Here is a 21,098-nt window from a genome sequence, read left to right on the forward strand (position 1 = left end):
GCGTTTCCGACTCTATCAGACCGTTTCCGTTCCGATTTCCTCGGCGCCTTTCCGGTCCCGACCGCTTTCGCGTCCGCTTCCTTTCCGGCGGTTCCGACTCTATCAGAACCTTTCGGGTCTGACTCCCAGTCAGCGGGCTGTGCCTTCGGGGCTGTTGGGCCCTTCCGGGTCCGGACTCTAGCGCGTTTCCCGCCCGGTTCATAACCGAGCCGTGGTCATGAATTCGGGCGTGCCGAATTCACTCCCACCCGGGAGTTCGTGCTGAGAAGGGGTGTCGCCATCAAGCGACGGGATCGTCATCGCAGAACCGTTCCGGTCCGTGACAACTCGAAGAACCTTACGGACCCGGAGGTTCCGTGTCAACCCCCGGGTCGGTCATCCGGCGGGCTCCCGAGGGGCCTCCGGAGCGGTCCGGTCAGCCCTTGGCCTGGAGGTCCTCGACCCGGTCCAGCAGACGGGTCAGCATGTCGCCGAGGGCGCCGCGCTCCTGGGTGGAGAGGTCCTGGAGGAGTTCCTCCTCGAAGATCGTCGCCGCCCGCATCGCGTCGAGCCACTTGCTCCGCCCCTCGGCGGTGAGCTCCACGATCACGCGGACGCGGTTGTTCTCGTCCCTCTCACGGGTGACGAGGCCCTCCGCGGTCATGCGGTCGATGCGGTGCGTCATGGCCGCCGGGGTCAGGCCCAGCTTCTTCGCCAGCTCGCTCGGGCCCATCCGGTACGGCGCCCCGGAGAGGACGAGGGCCTTGAGGACCTCCCACTCCGCGTTGCTGATCCCGAGGGCCGCCGTCTGGCGCCCGTACGCGACGTTCATGCGGCGGTTCAGGCGGCTGAGCGCCGAGACCACCTTCTCGACCTGCGGGTCGAGGTCCTGGAACTCGCGCTGGTAGACGGCGATCTGCTCGTCGAGGCTCGGCTCGCCGAGGCCGTCGATGCCCGTGTTGTCGGGGGTGTCACCCATGGCGCGAAGTATGGCACGCCCTGGTTGCCGTCTAACTCCTTCGATGTGTACTCTTAACTGTCGAACTTTAGGTCTGAAGTCTTGAGCTTCAAGTACATGGCAGGTGAAACGTGACCAAAGTGATGGGCGCCGCGATGCGCCGGATCCAGGCAGGCAACGCGCTGACCGCGTTCGGAATCGGGTTCACGGTTCCGTTCCTCTACATCTATGTGGCGCAGGTCCGGGATCTGGGTGCGGCCACGGCCACGTGTGCGTTCATCGCCTTCGCGCTGGGCGCCCTCGTGGCGCTGCCCTTCACCGGCCGGGTCATCGACCGTCGGGGTCCGGTGCCGGTGGTCGCGGGCGCCGCGGTGCTGGCGTCCGCGGGGGCGCTGGCCCTGGGGCTGTCCGCCTCCGCCGTGCCGATCCTGCTCTCGGCGCTGGCGCTGGGCGCCGGTCAGGCCGTGATGCAGCCCGCGCTGGCCACGATGATCGTGTGGTGCTCCACCCCGGAGACCCGGACCCGTTCCTTCGCCCTCCAGTTCTTCATGCAGAACCTGGGTCTGGGCATCGGCGGGCTGATCGGCGGGCAGATCGTCGACGAGTCCCGGCCCGGCAGCTTCACGCTGCTGTTCGGCATCGAGGCCGTGATGTTCCTGGTGCTGGCCGGGGTCATCCTCAGCGTCCGGATGCCGCAGGTCCCGTCGATCACGGACGCGATGCCGAAGGACCCGGCCGCGCGGGGCGGCGGCTGGCGGCGGCTGCTCCGGCACAAGGCGATGGTGCAGCTCTGCGTGCTGGGCTTCGTGCTCTTCTTCGCCTGCTACGGGCAGTTCGAGTCCGGTCTCGCCGCGTACGGCACGGAGGCCGCGGGGATCTCCCCGTCCACCCTCGGATTCGCGCTGGCAGCCAACACCGGTGCCATCGTCATCGCTCAGTTCGCCGTGCTGAAGCTGGTGGAGCGGCGGCGCCGGTCCCGGGTGATCGCGCTGGTCGGGCTGATCTGGACGGTGGCCTGGGTGATCGCCGGCTTCTCGGGGCTCGGGCACGGCAGCGCCGTGATGGCCGCGGGCGCCTTCATCACCACGTACGCGCTGTTCGGCATCGGCGAGGCCATGCTCTCCCCGACGGTGGCCCCGCTGGTGGCGGACCTGGCCCCGGAGGGCTCCGTGGGGCAGTACAACTCCGCCTTCGCCCTGGTGAAGCAGATGGCGCTGGCCCTCGGGCCGCTCGGGGTGCCTGTGGGCGCGGGGCTGCCGATGCTCTACATCGGGATCTTCGCGCTGGTCTCGCTGGGGATCGTGGGGCTGGCGCTGCGGCTGGGCAAGCAGCTCACCCCGGCGCAGGACAACCCGTACGCGGTCCGGCAGGCGGCGCAGGTGCGCGTGCCGGCGGCCGAGCGGGCTTCGGAGCCGGTCGCGGCCTGAGGTCCGATCCGGCCCGGCGGCGCGCGGCGCCGTCCTCCGTCGGAAAGCGCGAAGGGCCCCTTCCACGGCTGTGGACGGGGCCCTTCGCCTGTCCGGAGCGGGCCGGTCAGGCCTCCGGGAGGGCGAACTCGCACCAGACGGCCTTGCCGCCGCCGGGGGTGCGCCGGGAGCCCCAGGAGGAGGCGATGGTCGCGACGATGGAGATGCCGCGGCCGGCCTCGTCGCCCGGCTCCGCGCGCCGGCGGCGGGGCAGGTGGTCGTCCCCGTCGGTGACCTCGACGATCAGCCGGCGGTCGGTGCGGCGCAGGCGGAGCCGCATGGGCGGGGTGCCGTGCTGGAGGGAGTTCGCGACCAGTTCGCTGGCGGCCAGCACGCCGAGGTCGCACAGCTCCACGGGGAACCGCCAGGAGGTCAGTACCCCCTGGGCGAAGGCGCGGGCGCGCGGGGCGGCCTCGATGCCGCCGAGGAGTTCGAGGGCGGCGTTGTGGAACAGCTCGGCGTCGGGGCCGGTGCGGGAGGGGTGTTGGAGGACGAGCACGGCCACGTCGTCGTCGTGGTCGGCGCCGACGCCGAGGGCGCGCATCAGCCGGTCGCAGATGACCTGGGGGGTGCCGGTGGCGCCGGAGAGGGCGCGTTCCAGGGCGGCCACGCCCTCGTCGATGTCCTCGCCGCGGCGCTCGACCAGGCCGTCGGTGTAGAGGACGGCGGTGGAGCCCGGGGCCAGCGGGATGGTGCCGGAGGTGTGCAGCCAGCCGCCGGTGCCGAGGGGCGGGCCGGTGGCGCCGTCGGCGCGGTGCACGGTGCCGTCCTCGTCGCGGACGAGGACGGGGAGGTGGCCGGCGCTGGCGTAGACGAGCCGGCCCTCGTTGGGGTCGTGGACGGCGTAGACGCAGGTGGCGATCTGGCTGGCGTCGATCTCGGCGGCGAGGCCGTCGAGGAGTTGGAGCACCTCGTGCGGGGGCAGGTCCAGCCGGGCGTAGGCGCGGACGGCGGTGCGCAGTTGTCCCATGACGGCGGCGGCGCGGACCCCGCGGCCCATGACGTCGCCGATGACGAGAGCGGTGCGGCCGGCCCCGAGGGTGATCACGTCGTACCAGTCGCCGCCGACGGCGGCCTCGGTGCCGCCGGGCTGGTAGGTGGCGGCGATGCGGAGGTCGTCGGGCTGTTCCAGTTCTTGCGGGAGCAGGGAGCGCTGGAGGGTGACGGCGGCCTCGCGCTGCCGGCGTTCGGCGGAGCGGAGCCGGTCGAGGGCCTCGGCGTGGTCGGTGACGTCGGCGAGGTGCACGAGGACGCCGGAGCCCTTGGGGTCCTCGGGGCCGCCGGTGCCGGTGACGGGGGTGCAGGTGACGGTGTAGGAGCTGTCGGCGCGGCGGACCGTGCCGGTGCCGGTGGCTTCGTCGGTGGCGCGGAGGCTGCGGTTCTTGACGGTGCGGGGCTTGCCGCTGCGCAGGACCTGGTCCAGGAGGGGCAGCAGGCCGAGCCCGTCCAGCTCGGGCAGGGCCTCGGCGGCCGGGGCGCCGAGCGGGCGGTGGCCGAACCCGGCGGTGTAGGCGTCGTTGAGGTAGGCCGTGCGGTGCTCCGGCCCGTGGAGGACGGCGACCAGGGCGGGCAGCCGGCCCAGGACCTCCTGGACGGAGAGTTCCTCGAGGGAGGGGAGGGCCGCGGGGGCGTCCGTGCCGGTGGGGTCGGCGGGGCCGGGCGCGGCGGGGTCGGCGTGCTCGCCGCGGGCGGCGGGTACGGCGCCCTCGCCGCGGGCGGCGCGGGCGGCGGCGTGCTCGGACCGGGCTGCTGCGCGGCGTTGCGTTCCGGGAAAGCGGGCGCTCCAGCGCGTGAAGTTCACTGCGTTCTGCCTCGTGGTGTCGCTCGTGGTCGCTGGGTCGCGGGTCCCGGGCCGGGACGCGGAGGGGCGGTGCGGGGTGGTGCGGTGCGTGGCGCGGCGGTGGGACGGCGCGGGACGGCGTCACTCTGTGGAGGTGTGAGCCCACCTATGGTCACACGTCCAGTGTGGCCGACCCGCGCTGGTGCCGTCAGCCTCCGGAGCCCGGGAGGGGCCCCTCCGGGGGGTCTCCCGGGGGGTTCCGGCCGGGGCCGGGGGGCGGGGTCGCGGGGCGCCCGCCGGCCGCGCTTTCGAATTCGGCCCTGGGGTGTTCGAGGGATCCCAGGGAGACGATCTCACGTTTGAAGAGACCGGAGAGGGTCCATTCGGCGAGGACCCGTGTCTTGCGGTTGACGGTGGGCACGCGGCTGAGGTGGTAGGCGCGGTGCATCAGCCAGGCGGGGTACCCCTTGAGCTTGCGGCCGTAGACGTGGGCGACGCCCTTGTGCAGGCCGAGCGAGGCCACGGAGCCCGCGTAGCGGTGGACGTAGTCCTGGAGGGGGCGGCCGCGCAGGGAGGCGAGGAGGTTGTCGGCGAGGACCTTCGCCTGGCGTACGGCGTGCTGCGCGTTGGGGGCGCATTCCGGGAGGGGTGCGCCGTCGGGTGCGCCCGTCGCGCCGGTGTCGGGTCCGGTGCCGCTGCCGGTGCCAGGGGCCCTCGGGGTGCCGGGGGTGGGCTCGGTGGCGGGGCGGGCGGAGAGGTCGGGGACGGCGGCGGCGTCGCCGGCGGCCCAGGCGTTCTCGACGCCCTCGACGGTGAGGCGGGCGGTGCAGCGGAGCCGGCCGCGGGCGGTGAGCGGCAGGTCGGTGTTCGCGATCACGGGGTGGGGTTTGACCCCGGCGGTCCACACCACGGTGCGGGTGGGCAGCCGGGCCCCGTCGCTGAGCACCGCGACGCGGTCGGCGCAGGACTCCAGCCGGGTCTCCAGGCGCACGTCGATGTTGCGGCCGCGGAGCTCGCGGACGGTGTAGCGGCCCATCTCGGGGCCGACCTCGGGGAGGATCCGGTCGCTGGCCTCGACGAGCACCCACTTCATGTCCGCGGGGTCGATGTTGTGGTAGTAGCGGGAGGCGTAGCGGGCCATGTCCTCCAGCTCGGCGAGGGCTTCGACGCCCGCGTAGCCGCCGCCGACGAAGACGAAGGTGAGGGCGGCGTCGCGGACCTGCGGGTCGCGGGTGGAGGAGGCGATGTCCATCTGCTCGATGACGTGGTTGCGCAGGCCGATGGCCTCCTCCACGGTCTTGAAGCCGATGGCGTACTCGGCGAGTCCGGGCACCGGGAGGGTGCGGGAGACCGAGCCGGGAGCCAGGACCAGTTCGTCGTACTCGATGTGGACCGGACCGGTGCCCTCCTCCGCGGTGGCGAGGGTGGTCAGGGTGGCGGTCCGCTTGGCGTGGTCCACGGAGCGGACCTCGCCGATGACGATCCGGCACTTGGAGAGGACCCGGCGCAGCGGAACCACCACGTGCCGCGGCGAGATGGAGCCGGCGGCGGCCTCGGGGAGGAAGGGCTGGTAGGTCATGTACGGCTCGGGGGTCACCACGGTGACCTCGGCTTCCCCCGCGCGGAGCCCGCGCTGGAGCCTGAGGGCCGTGTACATGCCGACGTACCCCCCGCCGACGATGAGGATGCGCCTGCGGGGCGGAGTGCCGGGGGCCTCGCCCCGGGTGTCTGCGGCCTTCACCGTCCCATGACGCATCGTGGCCGGGAGTTTGTCCACAGGCCCGACAGATTGTGTGACCGAAGGCCGCCCCTGGAAGGGGGCGCTCCGCGCGACCTGACAAGGTGCAGCGACGCAGGTCAGGGGGTGTGGTGGCGGTCATTCCGGGGTGCTCTGCCGGAAAAGTGGGGGTCAATGCTCCGATCGGGCGGCGGTCTGTACGGGGCTGCCTCTTCTGAATTGACTCTGGCTCAACTATGTTCGTAGTCCGCCGGGTGTCGGCCGGGGCTCTGACCGTGGCCCTCCTGGCGCGAAGGCGGGGAAGTCTCCGGGGGGAGACTTGAAGATTACCGGGGGATACATATGCACATGTCGGATTTCCATGGCTCGACGGCTGCTGCCCTGTCGACCGAGGCTCACGGCCGCGTCCTCGCGGGTGGCCCGGGCATAGGCCGCTCCACTCCGCTGCGCGTGGACGCCCAGCGAAACCTGGAGCACGTCCTGCGCGCGGCCCGCGAGGTCTTCGGCGAGCTCGGTTACGGGGCGCCGATGGAGGACGTGGCCCGACGGGCCCGCGTCGGCGTGGGGACGGTCTACCGCCGCTTCCCCAGCAAGGACGTGCTCGTCCGCAGGATCGCGGAGGAGGAGACCGCCCGGCTGACCGAGCAGGCGCGCGCCGCGCTCGGCCAGGAGGAGGAGCCGTGGCAGGCGCTGTCGCGCTTCCTGCGGACCTCCGTCGCCTCGGGCGCGGGTCGACTGCTGCCGCCGCAGGTCCTGCGGGTGGGCGTGGACGAGAACCAGGCCGAGGCCGGGGACGAGGCCCGTGTCCCGCAGCAGCGCCAGTCGCCCGCTCCGGCGGTCACCGGCCTGCAGCCGGACCTGCGCGTGGTCGGCCGCCGGCCGGTCGAGCAGGCCGATGACGCGGGGGCCGGGGCGCTGCTGGAGGTCGTCGGGCGGCTCGTGGACCGCGCCCGCGCGGCCGGTGAGCTGCGCACCGACGTCACCGTGGCGGACGTCCTGCTGGTGATCGCCACGGCCGCGCCCGCGCTGCCGGACCCGGCGCACCAGGCCGCCGCCTCCTCGCGGCTGCTCGACATCCTGCTGGAGGGGCTCCGCTCCCGCTGATCTCCGGCGTACCCGCCGACACGTGTCCACGCGCCCCGAGCGGGCGGGTGAACGGGGTCGGCGCGGTCCGCCCGGTCACGGTGGGGGCGGTGCCCGGGTCCTGACAGGGCCCGTCGTCACCGCCGGCACCAGCGCCACGTTCACCATCACGGTCGCGGTCGCGGTCGCGGTCGGCATCACTGTCGCTGCCGTCACTACCGTCACCGGCCGTCATTGCCGTCACCGCCCCCGCCGGGTTCCGTACCCGGCGGGGGCGGTGTTCTGCTGTCCGGGGGCCGTGGGGCCAGACAGCCGGGCGGCCGGGGGGCCAGGCGGTCGGGCAGCCGGGTGGTTGGGCGGTTGGGGTGATGTGGCCGGGGCACGTGCCGGGGCGGCCCCCCGCCGTCGGTGCCGCACCCCGCGTTCGCCCGTCCCCCGCGCCGAGCTCAATGCCGGCACCGCGGGCACTGCGGGCACCGCGGGCACCGTGTTCGGTGGTTCGGACGGGCGTCCGGGGAATCGGGCTTCACCGGTGTCCCGCACGGCTCCCGTGCCCCGTGGCTCCCGGGTGCTCCTCGCGCCCGGGGTCGAACGGTGGTCGCACCACCGGATGCCCGGGACTGCCCGGAGGAGTGGACAACTCCCGGACGGGCAACGGCCCCCCGCCCGCTGTGCCACTCTTTTCCGGTGTCTGCGTACGGGTCCGAGTGTGTGGTGCGGCGGGAGTTGCCGCGATGAGCGTCGACGGGCGGGACGAATCACCCGGTGACGTCCGGGGCGGATCCGGGACCGGACCGGGACCGGACCCCGACCCCTCCCAGCAGGTCCCCGCGCAGCGCGAGGGCGGCAGCGGGCCCGGCCCGGCCGGACTCCCGCCCTCCGACAGCGATCTGATCGCCCTCATGCGCGCCGGGGACGACGGGGCCTACGCCGAGCTCTTCCGCCGCCATTCCGAGGCCGTGCGCCGCTACGCGCGCGGCTGCTGCCGGGACGCCCACACCGCCGAGGACCTCACCGCCGAGGTCTTCGCCCGCACCCTCCAGGCCGTGCGCGGCGGGGCCGGACCCGACCAGGCCGTCCGCGCCTACCTCCTGACCACTGTCCGCAGGGTCGCCGCCGGTTGGACGAAGACCGCCCGGCGGGAACGCCTCGTCGAGGACTTCGCCGCCTTCGCGGAACAGGCCGCCCGGGGCGCCGAGAACCCGGCCGCCGGTGCCGAGCCCCTGGAACGCGGCGCGGACGTGCGGGCCATGGAGGAGGCCGAACACACCCTGGCCATGCGGGCCTTCCGCAGCCTCCCGGAGCGCTGGCAGGCGGTGCTCTGGCACACCACCGTCGAGCAGTCCTCCCCCAGCACCATCGCCCCGCTCTTCGGGCTGACCCCCAACGCCACCGCCGTGCTGGCCAGTCGGGCCCGCGAGGGGCTGAAGCAGGCGTACCTCCAGGCGCACGTCAGCGACGCCCTCAGCGTCGGCGGGGACTGCGCCCTGTACGCGGACCGGCTGGGCGCCTACGCCCGGGGCGGGCTGCGGATGCGGGCCGAGCGCGGCCTGCGCAAGCACCTGGAGGAGTGCGCCCGCTGCCGGTTGGCGGCGGGCGAGCTGAAGGACGTCAACGCCGGGATCCCGGCCCTGCTGCCGGTGGCCGTGATCGGCTGGTTCGCCGCCGGGTACGCGGCCAAGGCCGCGGGCGTCGTGGCCGGGGGCGCGGTGGCCGCGGGCGGCGCCGGAGCGGCGGCCGCCGCCGGTGGCGCGGGCGGCGCGGGAGCCTCGGGGGCCGCGGCCGGAACGGCGGGAACAGCGGGCGCGGCCGGGGCGGCCGGTGCGGGTTCCGCGGGCGGGGCCGGGGGCTCCGCGGGCGGGGCGGCCGCCGCCGAGGGCCTCGGGATGCCCGCCAAGGCGGCCATCGCCGCCGGCCTGGCCGTGGCCACGGCCGCCGGGGTGGTGTTCGCCTTCGTCGGGGACGACCGGCCCGCGCCCGAGCGGCCCGTACCGCCGCCCCGGGCCGCCGCTCCCGCGGTCCCCTCCGCCCCCGCGCGGCCCGCTCCCTCCCCGACCCCGCCGCGCAGCCGACCGCCGGCCCCGGCGCCGCCGCCCGCCTCCTCCCCGGCCGACCGACCGCGCCCCAGCGCGGCGCGGCCCGTACCGCCCGCGCGGCCCCGGCCCACCCCGCCGCCGCCGCGCACGGCCGCGCCGAGCCGCCCCCCGGTGACCTCGGCCCCTCCCGCGCCCCGGCCCTCCACCCCGCCGCCGAAGCCGAGTCCCCGCCCCACGCCGCGCCCCACCCCGCCGCAGGCCCCGCGCGCGTACTCGCTGGCCGAACTGCCCCGCGCCGCCTTCGGCGACCACACCGGGCCGGAGCTGCGGCGCGGCCCCAGCAGCTGGGTCTGGCAGCGGTGGGGCCTGGTCATCGACGGCCGCGGCTACGCGCACGGCATCACCGTGCGCCCCGGATCCGCGGTGGGCATCGACCTGAACCGCCCGTGCCGCGGCTTCTCGGGCAAGGTCGGCGTGGACGACATGGCGAAGGGCCTGCCCGGCACCCTGCGGTTCTCCGTCCACGCCGACGGGGCCCTGCTGTGGACCTCGCCGGAGCTGGCCTCCGGGGATCCGGCGGTGGCCTTCTCGGTGTCGTTGGAGGGCCGGTCGGCGCTGCGCCTCACGGTGGAGGGCGGCGGGCCGCTGTCGCACCTGCTGCTCGGCGACTGGGCCGAGTCGGTCATCCGCTGCCGCTGAGCCCCGGTCCGGCGGCCCCGCCCAGCAGTTCCACCACGGCGGCCGGGTCCAGCGGCGCACCGGCCGACCACGCCTCCTCGTAGCCGGCGGGGCCCAGTGCCGTACGGGCCCGGCCGGGCAGGTCCCGGAGCCGCAGCTCGAAGGGGACCGGCCGGGGGTGCCCGGACCGCCAGGCCGTGGCCGCGGCGAGCACCCGTACGGCCCCGGACCACCCCTGGGCAGCGGTAGCGGCAGCCGACGGACCCGCACGGTCGGCCGGCTCCTCGCCGACCTCCACGCCGGTCTCCTCCCCGATCTCTTCGGCGATCTCCGACAGCAGCAGGGCCGCGGCCTCCGCCGCTCCCGCGAGGACGTCCTCGGCGCAGTGCGCGGCGACCGCGTCCGCCAGGGCCCCGACGGCCTCGGGCAGAGCCGCGCGCGGGCCCCGCTCGCGGGCCGTCAGGAGCGCTTCGAGGACCCGTACCGCCGTGGTGAACTGCGGGGGCGGCGAGCCCTGGTAGCCCTCGAAGCGGATCGGGGCGCTGCGCTCGCGGGCCAGGGCGTGGTCACCCCGGTCGTAGGCGATCAGCGCGGACAGCAGGACCGCGATGGCGTGCGCGTCCGGCACCCCGTACCGCTCGGCCTCCGCCGCGGCCTCGGCGAGGATCCGCTCCGCCCCGTCCGGGTCGCCCGCCCGGTACGAGATGTCGGCGAGCCGGGCCAGCAGGAAGGGCGCCTCCACGGTGGCCTCCACCTCGCGGGCCAGCTCCAGGGCCTCCTCGTAGGCGCGGGCCGCCTCGCGGTAGCGGCCCCGTCCCATGGCGGCCTCGGCGGCCGCGGACAGCACCTGGGTCCGCATCCAGCGGTCGCCGACGCGGCGGGTCAGCGCGCCCAGCTCGGCCAGGTCCTCGTCCACTCCGGCCAGGCCGCCGCGGAGGTCCACGTCCACGTGCACCCGGAGCATCAGGGCCATGCCCAGCTCCCAGTCCCCGCCCTCCCGGCGGCAGATGTCCACGGTCCGGTCCAGGCCGGCCCGCAGCCGCACCGGGCCGCCGGAGAGGCGGACCGTGAAGGGCCAGAGCATGCCGGGGAAGCGGGCCGCCTCCGGGCTGTCCCCGGGGGCGAAGGCGCGCAGGATCCGGCGGGCCGCGGCGCGGGACCGGTCGTCCTCGAAGACCTTCGCCGGGCTGACCTCGGCGTAGAGGAGGATGCGGAGCATGTTGAGGCGGAGCCGGGGCCAGAACTCGGGGTGGCCGCGGTCTTCGGGCTCCTCGGGGCCGCCGAGGGCCAGCACCCGATCCGTCCAGCGGGCGCCCTCGGCGCGGTAGTTGCGGATCCACCAGAACCAGCCCAGCGCGAAGGCGAGGCGTCGTGCCTCGGGTTCGGAGGGCTCGGTGGCGGTGAGGAAGTGCAGGGCGGCGCGCAGGTTGCCGAGTTCGGACTCGATCCGGCGGATCCAGGGCAGTTGCGCGCCGGAGCGCAGCAGGGGTTCGGCCTCCTCGGCGAGTGCGAGGTAGTGGCGGGCGTGCGCGCGGGCGGTGGCGGTGCGGGCGTGCGGGGTCTCGGCGGCGCGGCCGGTGGCGTACTCGTGGACGGTCTCCAGCATCCGGTAGCGCATGGCGCCGTCCGGGCCGGGGGCGGCGACGACGAGGGACTTGTCGACGAGGGCGCCGAGCAGGGCCGGGTCCCCGCCGACCGCTTCGGCGGCTTCCAGGTCCCAGCCGCCCGCGAACGCCGACAGCGCGCGCAGGAGGGTGCGTTCGGCCGCGTCGAGGAGGTCCCAGGACCAGTCGACGACGGCGCGGAGGGTCTGTTGGCGGGGCAGGCGGGTGCGGCCGCCGCCGGTCAGCAGCCGGAAGCGGTCGTCGAGGCGGGCGGCGATCTGCGCGGGGGTGAGGAGCCGCAGGCGGGCCGCGGCCAGCTCGATGGCGAGGGGCAGGCCGTCGAGGCGGGCGCAGATCTCGGTGATGGCGGCGGAGTCGGCGGCCGGGTCGAAGCCGGGGCGGACGGAGCGGGCGCGGGCGGTGAAGAGGCGGTGGGCCGGGTCCGGGGGGAGCGGCTCCACCGGGCGGACGGCCTCCCCGGGTACCCCGAGGGGTTCCCGGCTGGTCGCCAGGATCCGCAGGCCGGGGCAGTGCACGAGCAGGTGCTCGGCCAGGGCCGCGGCCGCCCCCACGAGGTGCTCGCAGTTGTCGAGGACGAGCAGCAGGCGGCGGCGGGCGCAGTACTCCACCAGCTGGGCGGCGGCCCCGGAGCCGGGATCGGGGCCGTGGTCGGGGGTGGTGCCGGGGCCGGAGCCGGGATCGGGGGTGGTGCCCGGGGCGGACGGGGGCGTCTCGCGGGCCAGCAGGGTGGCGGACCGCAGGCCCAGGGCGCTCAGTACGGCCCCGGGGACGGCCGCGGGGTCCTCCAGCGCGGCGAGTTCGACCAGCCAGGCGCCCTCGCCGGGGCGGGTACGGACGTACGCCCGGGCCGCCTCCTCCGCGAGCCGGGTCTTCCCGGAGCCGCCGGGCCCGGTGAGGGTGACCAGTCGTTCCCGGCCCAGGGCGGCGGCCAGGGCGGCCAGCTCGGGTTCGCGGCCGACGAAGGAGTCGAGGCGGGCGCGGAGGTTGCCGGGCGCCGGCGGGGCGGGCGGGGCGGCGCGGGTCCCGGCGGGGGCCGCGGGTGGAGCCTCGGCGGTGGCGGCGGGCGGGACGACGGGCGGGGCGGGCCGGGCGGGTGCGGGCGGCTCGCCGGTGGCGGGTCCGGTGCGCGGCGGGGTGGGCCCGGCGGGGGTCGGAGCCGGGGCGAGCAGGTGCCGGTGCAGGGCGCGGAGTTCGGGGCCCGGGTCGGTGCCCAGGGTGTCGGCGAGGGTGCGGCGGGCGGACTCGAAGGCGATCAGGGCGTCGGCGTTGCGGCCCGCCGCGCTCAGGGCGCGGATGAGTTGGGCGCGCAGGGGCTCCTCGTAGGGGTGGTCCGCGACGAGTCCGGTGAGTTCGGCGGCGAGACGGGCCGGGTCGCGGCCGGCGCGGAGCTCGGCCTCGATGCGGTCGCGCAGGGCGGTGGCGCGGGCCGCTTCGGGGCGGGCCCGGTGGGCGGCGCCGTCCGGCAGGTCGGCGAAGGCGGGGCCGCGCCAGAGTCCGAGGGCGCTGCGCAGGGTGTCGGCGGCGGGTCCGTACCGGCCGGCGGCGAGGTCGGCGGCGCCCTCGCGTGCCAGGGCGGTGAAGCGGTGCAGGTCCACCTCGTCGGGGGCGGCGGCGAGGCGGTAGCCGCCGGGTCCGGAGCGGACGGCCTCGCGGCCCAGGGTCCGGCGCAGCCGGCCGACGAGGGCCTGGAGGGCGGCGGGGGCGTCGGCGGGCGGGCGTCCGGTGTCGGGCGGCCAGACCTCGTCGACCAGCTCGGCGACGGGGACGGGCAGGGGGCGGTCGGCGCGGAGGGCGAGGGCGGTGAGCAGGGCCCGGAGCCGGGGGCCGCCGAGGGGTAGGGCGGTGCCCCGGTCGTCGCGCGCCTCGGTGGCGCCCAGGATCAGGTACCGCACCGGTCGATTCTGCCGCCCGGAGGCCGCGAGCGCCCCCCGGTTTTCCGGCGGGGCCCCGGGCGGTACCCGGCGTTCCGGGCGGAGAGCCCGGGTGGGGCCCTCGGTACGGGGCGGGGACGGGAGGGGGAACGGGATGAGGAAGGGCGCCGTGGGACGGGGGTCGGCGGCGCGCGAGCGGAGTGCGGCCGCGCCTCGCCGGCACCGCCGCTCAGAGCGCCCGGCGCACCGGCACCCCGGTGGGGACGGCGCGGCGGCGGACCGTGGTGGTGCCGGTCCAGCAGGTGCCGCGGCGGGACAACAGCCGGCGCAGCCACAGCTCGGTGGAGACCAGCTCCGCGATGCCGTCGAGGGGGACGGATTGGCCGGCCGCGGCGTCGACCAGGGCCTGTCGGACCACCTGGGCGTCGATGAGGCCCGCGTCGGCGAGGAGCGGGGCCGCGAACAGGTCGAGGAGGGGGTCCAGGGCGGCGCGCAGGCCCGCGCGGACCGAGGAGGCCCCGTCCAGGGGGGAGGGCGCTCCCCAGCCCGGGGGCAGTTCGCGGACCCCGGTGCCCGACAGGACGCTGCGCAGGACGGCGGCGCGGGCCCCGGGCTGGACCCGCAGGGACTCGGGGAGGGCACGGGCGGCGCGGACCACCTGGTTGTCGAGGAAGGGGGCGTGCAGGCGCTGGCTGCGGACCTCCACGGCCTGCTCGTAGATCCGGTGGCCGGCCGCGTGCCGGGCCAGCGCGGCGCGGGCGCGGGCCTCGCCGGGGCGCAGGGAGAGCGGGGGGCGGCCGGCGGCGGCGTCCAGGCGCAGGGCCACTTCGGCGAGGGCCTCTCCGGTGAGCCAGCGGGCGGCGGGCCCGGGCCGGGCCCAGGTGAGGGCGGCGAGGGAGGCGTCGACGGGGCCGGTGGCGGTCTCGTGGCCGGTGCCGGGGAAGCCGTGGTCGCGCAGGAGGGCGGCGGCCTCGCGGATGCCCGTCATGTAGGAGGTGCGGGAGAGGCGGCGGGCGGCGAGGTACACGGTGAGGGGGACGGTCAGGGGGGACGCGTAGGCGGCGGGGGCCGAGCGGGCCTCGGATCGGGTGAGGGCGGCGACGGGGCGGACCAGGTGGCGTCTCTTACGGTCCAGGAGGAGGTCGGCGAGGCGGGCCGGGTGGGCGTCGAGGACCTGTCGGGCGCCGTGGCCGGTGAAGTGGTCGGCGCTGCCCGCGGAGAGGCGGCGGCGGTCGCGGGCGGCGGCCACGAGGGCGGGGGCCGGTTCGTCGGTGAGGGGGCCGTCGAGGTCGGCGTAGGGCAGGGACTCCTCGGCGGCGGCGACGACCACGTGGTGCAGGCGGGGGTCGGAGGCGATGGCCCTGGCCCGTTCCAGCTCCTCCTCGCGGGCCCGCGGGAGCGGGGTGGCGAGGTCGTTGAAGGTGACGGCGAGCAGGCGTTGGCCCGCGGCGGTGCCGTGACCGAAGAGGGTGCCGGGGACCCCGGGCAGACCGGCGGCGAGGAGGGCCAGGGTGGCGGAGGCGCTGCCGCCGGACAGGTCGGCGCCGATGCCGGGGGCGGGGGCGCCGCGGGCGGCGCGGCGGTCGGCGGGGCCCATGCCGGGCACGGGGCCGGGGTCGGGTACGGCCGCGGTGGTGGCGTCGGGAGCGTGCCGGGGGGCCGTGAGCCGGGCGCGCACCGCGTCGACGAGTGCTTCCCGTACGCCCTCCACGGCCTGCTCGGCGGCGAGTTGGGGGGCGGCCACGGCGAGGGAGGCGACCGGTTCGTAGCCGGTGATCTCGCGGGAGCCCTCGCGGAGGATGAGGGCGTGGCCGGGCGGGATGCGGCGGACGCCCGCGTAGGGGGTGCCGTCGCCGAGTGCCTCGGGGCTGTCGGGGCAGGCCAGCAGGGCGGCGAGGTGGCCGATGTCGAGCTGGGCCTCGATGAGGTCGGCGAGCGGGAGGGCGGCGGTGGCGAAGGCGGTGCCGTTGGCCCACGGGGTGTAGAAGACGGGGCGGGCGCCGGCCAGGTCGGAGGTGACGGTGATCCGGCGGCCGACCTGGACCACCGCGGTGTAGCTGCCGGGCCAGCGGGTGAGGTGGCGCAGGGCGCCGCCGCGGGCGGCGGACAGGGCGCGGCGCAGTTCGGCGTCGTCGGCCCCGCAGCAGCCGAGGACGGCGATCCGGGTGAAGGGGTCCGCGGGGTCGGCGGTGACGGTGCGGATCTCGTCGGGGCGCCAGTCGCCGACGGCCCACAGCGGATCGGGGTCGCCCCACAGGAGTTGGGCGCCGACGGGGTGGACGGTCCGTTCGGCGTCGCCGGGGGCGTCGTCGGACTCGGCGAAGCCGCCGTGGACGGGGCCGGCGGAGGAGCCGTAGGGGCCCGGGGCGCCGGGCGCGGCACCGCCGAGGCGTCCGGCCGTACCGAAGCTCGCGGCGATACTGCTCCAGCCCACCAACCACCGCATCCGGCCGCCTCCACAGACTGTGGACAAGTCGGGGACCATGCTGCCACGTGACGGGCGCGCGGGAGGGGCGAAGAGGGGCGCACATGGGAAGGAACGCGCCCCCGTCATGCGGTATTTGGCGTTCCGTTCCCCCTGCCCCATAGGCCGGATTCAGCCATTCTTGAGGGCGCCCGAAGGCACCCCGCAGCGCGCGGCGGCCGCGGCCCGGGAGGCGCGGCCCGCCTCCCGGCCCGGTCCACCGCCCGCGGGGACTGGGGCGGCGGCCTGCTCCGGCCCACCGGATCCGTGCAGCGGGCCGACCCACGCACCCGTCATCGAATCGCCGCCCCCGGGCACCGGCCAGAGCGCACGGCCGGGCGCACGGCCACACGGGCGGAGCACGCGAAGGCGGCCGCGCCCCGCCCGACGGCCCGGCCCGACGGCCCCCACGGACCACAATCCCGCCATCCGGAAGGCGGGGCCTTAACGCTTGGGATGCGGCGAACTACGCTGGGTTTACGAAATGCCGGGCGCCTATGCCGCTGCCCGGCACCCACGTGTGTGCCGGGGTACCGAGTTCTGCGTGACGAGGGGTGTGCGCATGTCCAGGGAGCTCCGCGAGCCCAACGAGAAGCTCGGCACCGTCCTCGCCCTCGCCGGCATCAGCAACGCCGGCCTCGCCCGCCGCGTCAACGACCTCGGCGCGCAAAGGGGCCTGACCCTCCGCTACGACAAGACCTCGGTGGCCCGCTGGGTCTCCAAGGGCATGGTCCCCCAGGGCGCCGCCCCGCACCTGATCGCCGCCGCGATCGGGGCCAAACTCGGCCGGCCGGTCCCCCTGCACGAGATCGGCCTCGCCGACGCCGACCCGGCCCCGGAGGTCGGCCTCGGCTTCCCCCGGGACGTACCGAGCGCCGTCCGGGCCGCCACCGACCTCTACCGACTGGACCTCGCGGGCCGCCGGGGCGGCGGCGGCATCTGGCAGTCCCTGGCCGGATCCTTCTCCGTCTCCGCCTACGCCATCCCCGCCTCCCGGTGGCTGATATCGCCCGCCGACGGCTCCGTCGCGCGCGAGGAGGCACCGACCACCGGCCCGACCCCGCCGGAGGACGCCCCCGGATCGGGACCCGCCACGCCCCGCATCCCGGCCGGATCCCCGGCCGCGACCGCCCCCGGCGCACCCGCCGCGCCCGGCCCCGCCGAAGCCCCGACCGGGCCCCCCGCCGCGACCGCGCCCCCGGCGGCGGCCGCCGGCACCGGCCCGGCCCTGCTGCGGGTCGGCCACAGCGACGTCGCCAAGCTCCGCGAGGCCGCCGAGGACGCCCGCCGCTGGGACTCCAAGTACGGCGGCGGCGACTGGCGCTCCTCGATGGTCCCCGAATGCCTCCGGGTCGACGCCGCCCCCCTGCTCCTCGGCTCCTACTCCGACGAAGTCGGCCGGGCCCTCTTCGGCGCCACCGCCGAACTGACCCGGCTCGCCGGCTGGATGGCCTTCGACACCGGCCAGCAGGAAGCCGCCCAGCGCTACTACATCCAGGCCCTCCGGCTGGCCCGGGCCGCCGCCGACGTCCCCCTGGGCGGGTACGTCCTCGCCTCCATGTCCCTCCAGGCCACCTACCGCGACTTCCCCGACGAGGGCGTGGACCTCGCCCAGGCCGCCGCCGAACGCAACCGCGGCCTCGCCACCGCCCGCACCATGAGCTTCTTCCGACTGGTCGAGGCCCGCGCCCACGCCAAGGCCGGGGACCCCCAGGCCGCCGGCGCCGCCCTCCGCGCCGCCGAGAGCTGGCTGGAGCGCTCCCGCGAGGGCGACGGGGACCCGAGCTGGCTGGGCTTCTACTCCTACGACCGGTTCGCCGCGGACGCCGCCGAGTGCTACCGCGACCTCCGACTGCCCCGACAGGTGCGCCGCTTCACCGAGCAGGCCCTGTCCCGCCCCACCGAGGAGTACGTCCGCTCGCACGGCCTGCGGCTCGTGGTCAGCGCCGTCGCCGAGCTGGAGTCCGGCAACCTCGACGCGGCCTGCGCCCAGGGCACCCGGGCCGTGGAGGTCGCCGGACGGATCTCCTCCGCGCGCACCACCGAATACGTGCGGGACCTCCTCCACCGGCTGGAGCCCTACGGGGACGAGCCCCGCGTCGCGGAACTCCGCGAGCGGGCCCGCCCCCTCCTGGTCGCCCCGGTCTGACCGGGCCCGCGCACGCCGGTCACCCCGCCCGGCCGAACTGTCAGTGCGGGGGTGCAGACTCGACGGAAGGGGCCGGGCAGCAGACCCGGCGGACAGGGCTCGGCGCTGGAGCCCGGAAGCGGGAGGCGGGGTGCGAGGCGGCATGGACTGCGACGTACTGGTGGTCGGCGGCGGAATCGTCGGGCTCTCGACCGCGTACGCGCTGTCACGGCTGGCTCCTGGCACGCGGGTCGTGGTCCTGGAGAAGGAACCGGGACCGGCGCGCCATCAGACCGGCCGCAACAGCGGCGTGATCCACAGCGGGATCTACTACCGGCCCGGCTCCCTCAAGGCCCGGTTCGCGGTGCGCGGCGCCGCCGAGATGGTCGAGTTCTGCGAGCGGCACGACATCCCGCACGAAGTGACCGGCAAGCTCATCGTCGCCACCCGCAGCGAGGAGCTCCCCCGGCTGCACACCCTCGTGCAGCGCGGCCGGGAGAACGGCATCCCGGTCCGCGAGCTGGGCCCCGCCCAGATCGCCGAGTACGAGCCCGAGGTGGCCGGCCTCGCCGCCATCCACGTGGGCACCACCGGCATCGTGGACTACCCCGCCGTCGCCGAGCGGCTGGCCCGCTCCTCCGGCGCCGAGGTGCTCTACGGGGCCGAGGTCGACCGGATCTCCCGACGCCCCCACGGCGTGGCCGTCGGCACCACCTCCGGGCAGGTCATCCGCGCCCGCGCCCTCGTCAACTGCGCCGGCCTGCACTGCGACCGCGTGGCCCGGCTCGCCGGGGACGACCCCGGCATGCGGATCGTGCCCTTCCGCGGCGAGTTCTACGACCTGGCCCGCCCCGGCCTCGTCAAGGGCCTGGTCTACCCGGTGCCCGACCCGGCCTTCCCCTTCCTCGGCGTCCACCTCACCCGCGGCACCGGCGGCGGGGTGCACGTCGGGCCCAACGCCGTCCTCGCCCTGGCCCGCGAGGGGTACGACTGGTCCACGATCCGCCCCCGCGACGTCCTCGGCACCGCCGCCTGGCCCGGCATGTGGCGGGTCGCCGCCCGCCACTGGCCGTACGGCATCGGGGAGGTGCACCGCTCCGTGTCCAAGGCCGCCTTCACCACGGCCGTACGGCGCCTGCTGCCCTCGGTGACCGCCGAGGACCTGGTCCCGGCGCCGGCCGGGGTCCGCGCGCAGGCCGTGCTCCGCGACGGCACCCTCGTCGACGACTTCCTCATCCGCGAGGCCCCCCGCACCGTGCACGTGCTGAACGCCCCCTCGCCGGCCGCCACCGCCGCCCTGCCCATCGGCCGCCACATCGCCGAGCGCGCCCTGGCCGCCGCCGAGGACTGACCCGCCGCCCCGCGCCGCCGCCCCGGCACCCCCGGGGCGGCCGCCGGCACCCGCTCCCGCCCCGCCGCCCGCCCGGCGGCCCTCCCGGGCGCGCCCTAGAATCGGGGCACTGTGTCTGAGCACCCGAACCCCCAGCCCGCGCCCGCCGGCGACGACTCCTACCGCCCGCCCCGCTGGCGCACCGAGCCCCGCTTCCCCGACGGCCCCTCCCCCGACCCCGCCGGGTCGCACCACGAGCGGCGCATCCGCAGCTTCCAGCCGCGGCGCAGCCGGGTCACCACCGGCCAGGAGGACGCCCTCCGGCGGCTGTGGAGCACCTGGGGCCTCGACATCGACGGCCACGAGGTCCTCGACCTCGACAAGCTCTTCGGCGGCCGCCCGGTGGTCCTGGAGATCGGCTTCGGCATGGGCGAGGCCACCGCGCAGATGGCCGCCGAGGACCAGGACACCGGCATCCTCGCCGCGGACGTGCACACCCCCGGCCAGGGCAACCTGCTCGCCCTCGCCGAGAAGGCGGGCATCGACAACGTGCGCGTGGCCAACGGCGACGCCATCATCCTGCTCCGCGAGATGCTGCCGCCCGCCTCGCTGGCCGGGCTCCGCGTGTACTTCCCGGACCCGTGGCCGAAGAAGCGGCACCACAAGCGGCGGCTGATCCAGCCCGAGTTCCTCACGCTGGCCGCGACCCGCCTGGCCCCGGGCGCCCTGCTGCACTGCGCCACCGACTGGGAGCCGTACGCCGAGCAGATGCTCGAAGTGCTCAGCGCGCACCCCGACTTCGAGAACACCCGGCCCGACGGCGGGTACGCGCCGCGCCCCGCGTTCCGGCCCCTGACCCGCTTCGAGGGCCAGGGCCTGGACAAGGGCCACCTCGTACACGACCTGCTGTTCCTGCGCACGCAGAACTGAAAAGCCCGGTTCCGCACTCCGGCCCGCCGGCTAGGGTCGGAGGGTGTTCCGGGCTTCCGTAGGCGTGCCGCGCGGGGCCGGGTCCCCCTTCGGGGCCCGGGCCCGCGTGCTGGCCCTGACCGCGGGGCTCGCCGCGGCCGGGGTCCTGATCCTGGCCATGGTGCGGGAGCAGACCGGCACCCCCGGCTTCCTGGTCGGACTGGGCCTGGCCGTCCTGCCGGTGGCCCCGCTGCTGGCGGTGTTCCGCTGGCTGGGCCGCGGCCCCCGGGCCGGTCCCCCGCGCACCCGGCCGTGGCCGCACCTGCTGTTCGCGTTCGCCTGGGGCGCCTGCGCCGCGGCGCTCATCGCCATAGTGGCCAACAGTTTCGCGACCCGCTGGATAGCCGCGGCCACCGCAGACCCCTACGGGGCCGACCAGCTCGGCTCGGTGGCCATCGCCCCCGTCGTCGAGGAGAGCGCGAAGGCCGCCGCGCTGGCGCTGGTGTTCCTGTTCCGGCGGCGCCTGCTCACCGGCGTCACCGACGGTCTCGTCCTCGCCGGGTTCACCGCCACCGGCTTCGCCTTCACCGAGAACATCCTCTACCTCGGCAACGCCTTCGGGGAGGACCTCGGCAGCGGCACCACGGTCATGGGCTCGGTCACCGCCGCCACCTTCTTCGTGCGGATCGTGCTCTCGCCCTTCGCGCACCCGCTGTTCACGGCCCTCACCGGGGTCGGTTTCGGCTTGGCCGCGGCGGCCTCCCTGCCCGCCCGTGCCGCCGCGGGCGCCGCCGTCCGACCGGTCCTGTCCCGGGGCCGTCGGCTGGTGCCCCCGCTGCTGGGCCTGGTCGGGGCGATGGCCGTGCACGCCCTGTGGAACAGCTCCTCCGAGCTGGGCGAGCACGGCTTCCACGTGGTCTACGGGGCCGTGATGGTGCCCGGGTTCACCTTCCTCGCGGTCCTCGCGGTCCGCCGCAGGCTCCGCCCCGGCCCCAAGCACGCCGCCGCCCCCGTCCCGGCCCCGCGGGCGAGCGGGGACACGGAGGCGGGGGC

The 21,098-nt window shown here is 76.4% G+C and carries 11 protein-coding genes and 1 pseudogene; 7 read left to right on the top strand and 5 right to left on the bottom strand.

Annotation, left to right across the window (positions count from 1 at the left end; all coding sequences use genetic code 11):
* Positions 1–415: 415 nt before the first annotated feature.
* Positions 416–958, bottom strand: a complete 543-nt coding sequence (locus ABTZ17_RS23685) for a MarR family winged helix-turn-helix transcriptional regulator (RefSeq protein WP_352197697.1) — start codon at positions 956–958, stop codon at positions 416–418.
* Positions 959–1,080: 122 nt separating this feature from the next.
* On the opposite strand from ABTZ17_RS23685, the gene ABTZ17_RS23690 reads away from it, so the two are divergent.
* Positions 1,081–2,364, top strand: a complete 1,284-nt coding sequence (locus ABTZ17_RS23690; RefSeq protein ID WP_352197715.1) for an MFS transporter — start codon at positions 1,081–1,083, stop codon at positions 2,362–2,364.
* 106 nt (positions 2,365–2,470) lie between these two features.
* Here the strand turns inward: ABTZ17_RS23690 and ABTZ17_RS23695 are convergent, their stop codons facing one another.
* Positions 2,471–4,204 carry an ATP-binding SpoIIE family protein phosphatase gene (locus ABTZ17_RS23695; RefSeq protein ID WP_352197698.1) on the bottom strand — a complete coding sequence of 578 codons (1,734 nt, stop codon included), beginning with the start codon at positions 4,202–4,204 and terminating at the stop codon, positions 2,471–2,473.
* 187 nt (positions 4,205–4,391) lie between these two features.
* Positions 4,392–5,939, bottom strand: a complete 1,548-nt coding sequence (locus ABTZ17_RS23700; protein ID WP_352197699.1) for an NAD(P)/FAD-dependent oxidoreductase — start codon at positions 5,937–5,939, stop codon at positions 4,392–4,394.
* 324 nt (positions 5,940–6,263) lie between these two features.
* Here ABTZ17_RS23700 and ABTZ17_RS23705 point away from each other — a divergent pair, with 324 nt between their 5' ends.
* Together ABTZ17_RS23705 and ABTZ17_RS23710 are read left to right on the top strand one after the other, a co-directional pair.
* The gene (locus tag ABTZ17_RS23705; protein WP_352197700.1) at positions 6,264–7,025 is read left to right on the top strand and encodes a TetR/AcrR family transcriptional regulator; all 762 of its coding nucleotides are present in this window, start codon (positions 6,264–6,266) and stop codon (positions 7,023–7,025) included.
* A 713-nt stretch (positions 7,026–7,738) separates the two neighbouring features.
* Entirely contained in the window at positions 7,739–9,739 is a 2,001-nt protein-coding gene (locus ABTZ17_RS23710) for a sigma-70 family RNA polymerase sigma factor (RefSeq protein ID WP_352197701.1), read from the top strand.
* On the opposite strand, the gene ABTZ17_RS23715 is transcribed toward ABTZ17_RS23710, so the two are convergent.
* Both ABTZ17_RS23715 and ABTZ17_RS23720 read right to left on the bottom strand, forming a co-directional pair.
* Positions 9,723–13,235: an AfsR/SARP family transcriptional regulator gene (locus tag ABTZ17_RS23715; RefSeq protein WP_352197702.1), complete on the bottom strand. Its 3,513-nt coding sequence runs from the start codon at positions 13,233–13,235 to the stop codon at positions 9,723–9,725. The genes ABTZ17_RS23710 and ABTZ17_RS23715 overlap by 17 nt on opposite strands.
* Positions 13,236–13,443: 208 nt before the next feature.
* Positions 13,444–15,660, bottom strand: a complete 2,217-nt coding sequence (locus ABTZ17_RS23720) for an asparagine synthase-related protein (protein ID WP_352197716.1) — start codon at positions 15,658–15,660, stop codon at positions 13,444–13,446.
* A gap of 580 nt (positions 15,661–16,240) precedes the next feature.
* Here ABTZ17_RS23720 and ABTZ17_RS23725 point away from each other — a divergent pair.
* From ABTZ17_RS23725 to ABTZ17_RS23740, 4 genes and pseudogenes are all read left to right on the top strand, one after another.
* A complete protein-coding gene (locus ABTZ17_RS23725; RefSeq protein WP_352197703.1) occupies positions 16,241–17,827 on the top strand; it encodes an NsdA family TPR-like regulatory protein in 1,587 nt (528 codons plus the stop codon).
* A 142-nt stretch (positions 17,828–17,969) separates the two neighbouring features.
* On the top strand, positions 17,970–19,157 hold the full coding sequence (gene lhgD / locus ABTZ17_RS23730) for an L-2-hydroxyglutarate dehydrogenase (RefSeq protein WP_352197704.1): 1,188 nt from the start codon (positions 17,970–17,972) through the stop codon (positions 19,155–19,157).
* A 111-nt stretch (positions 19,158–19,268) separates the two neighbouring features.
* Complete coding sequence (gene trmB, locus ABTZ17_RS23735; protein ID WP_352197705.1) at positions 19,269–20,066, top strand: tRNA (guanosine(46)-N7)-methyltransferase TrmB; 798 nt, start codon at positions 19,269–19,271, stop codon at positions 20,064–20,066.
* Between the two features lie 43 nt (positions 20,067–20,109).
* A pseudogene (locus tag ABTZ17_RS23740) lies at positions 20,110–21,081 on the top strand (PrsW family intramembrane metalloprotease); the annotation flags it as partial.
* Positions 21,082–21,098 lie beyond the last annotated feature (17 nt).

The organism is Streptomyces sp. NPDC097619, assembly GCF_040302735.1.
Taxonomy (GTDB): Bacteria; Actinomycetota; Actinomycetes; order Streptomycetales; family Streptomycetaceae; genus Streptomyces.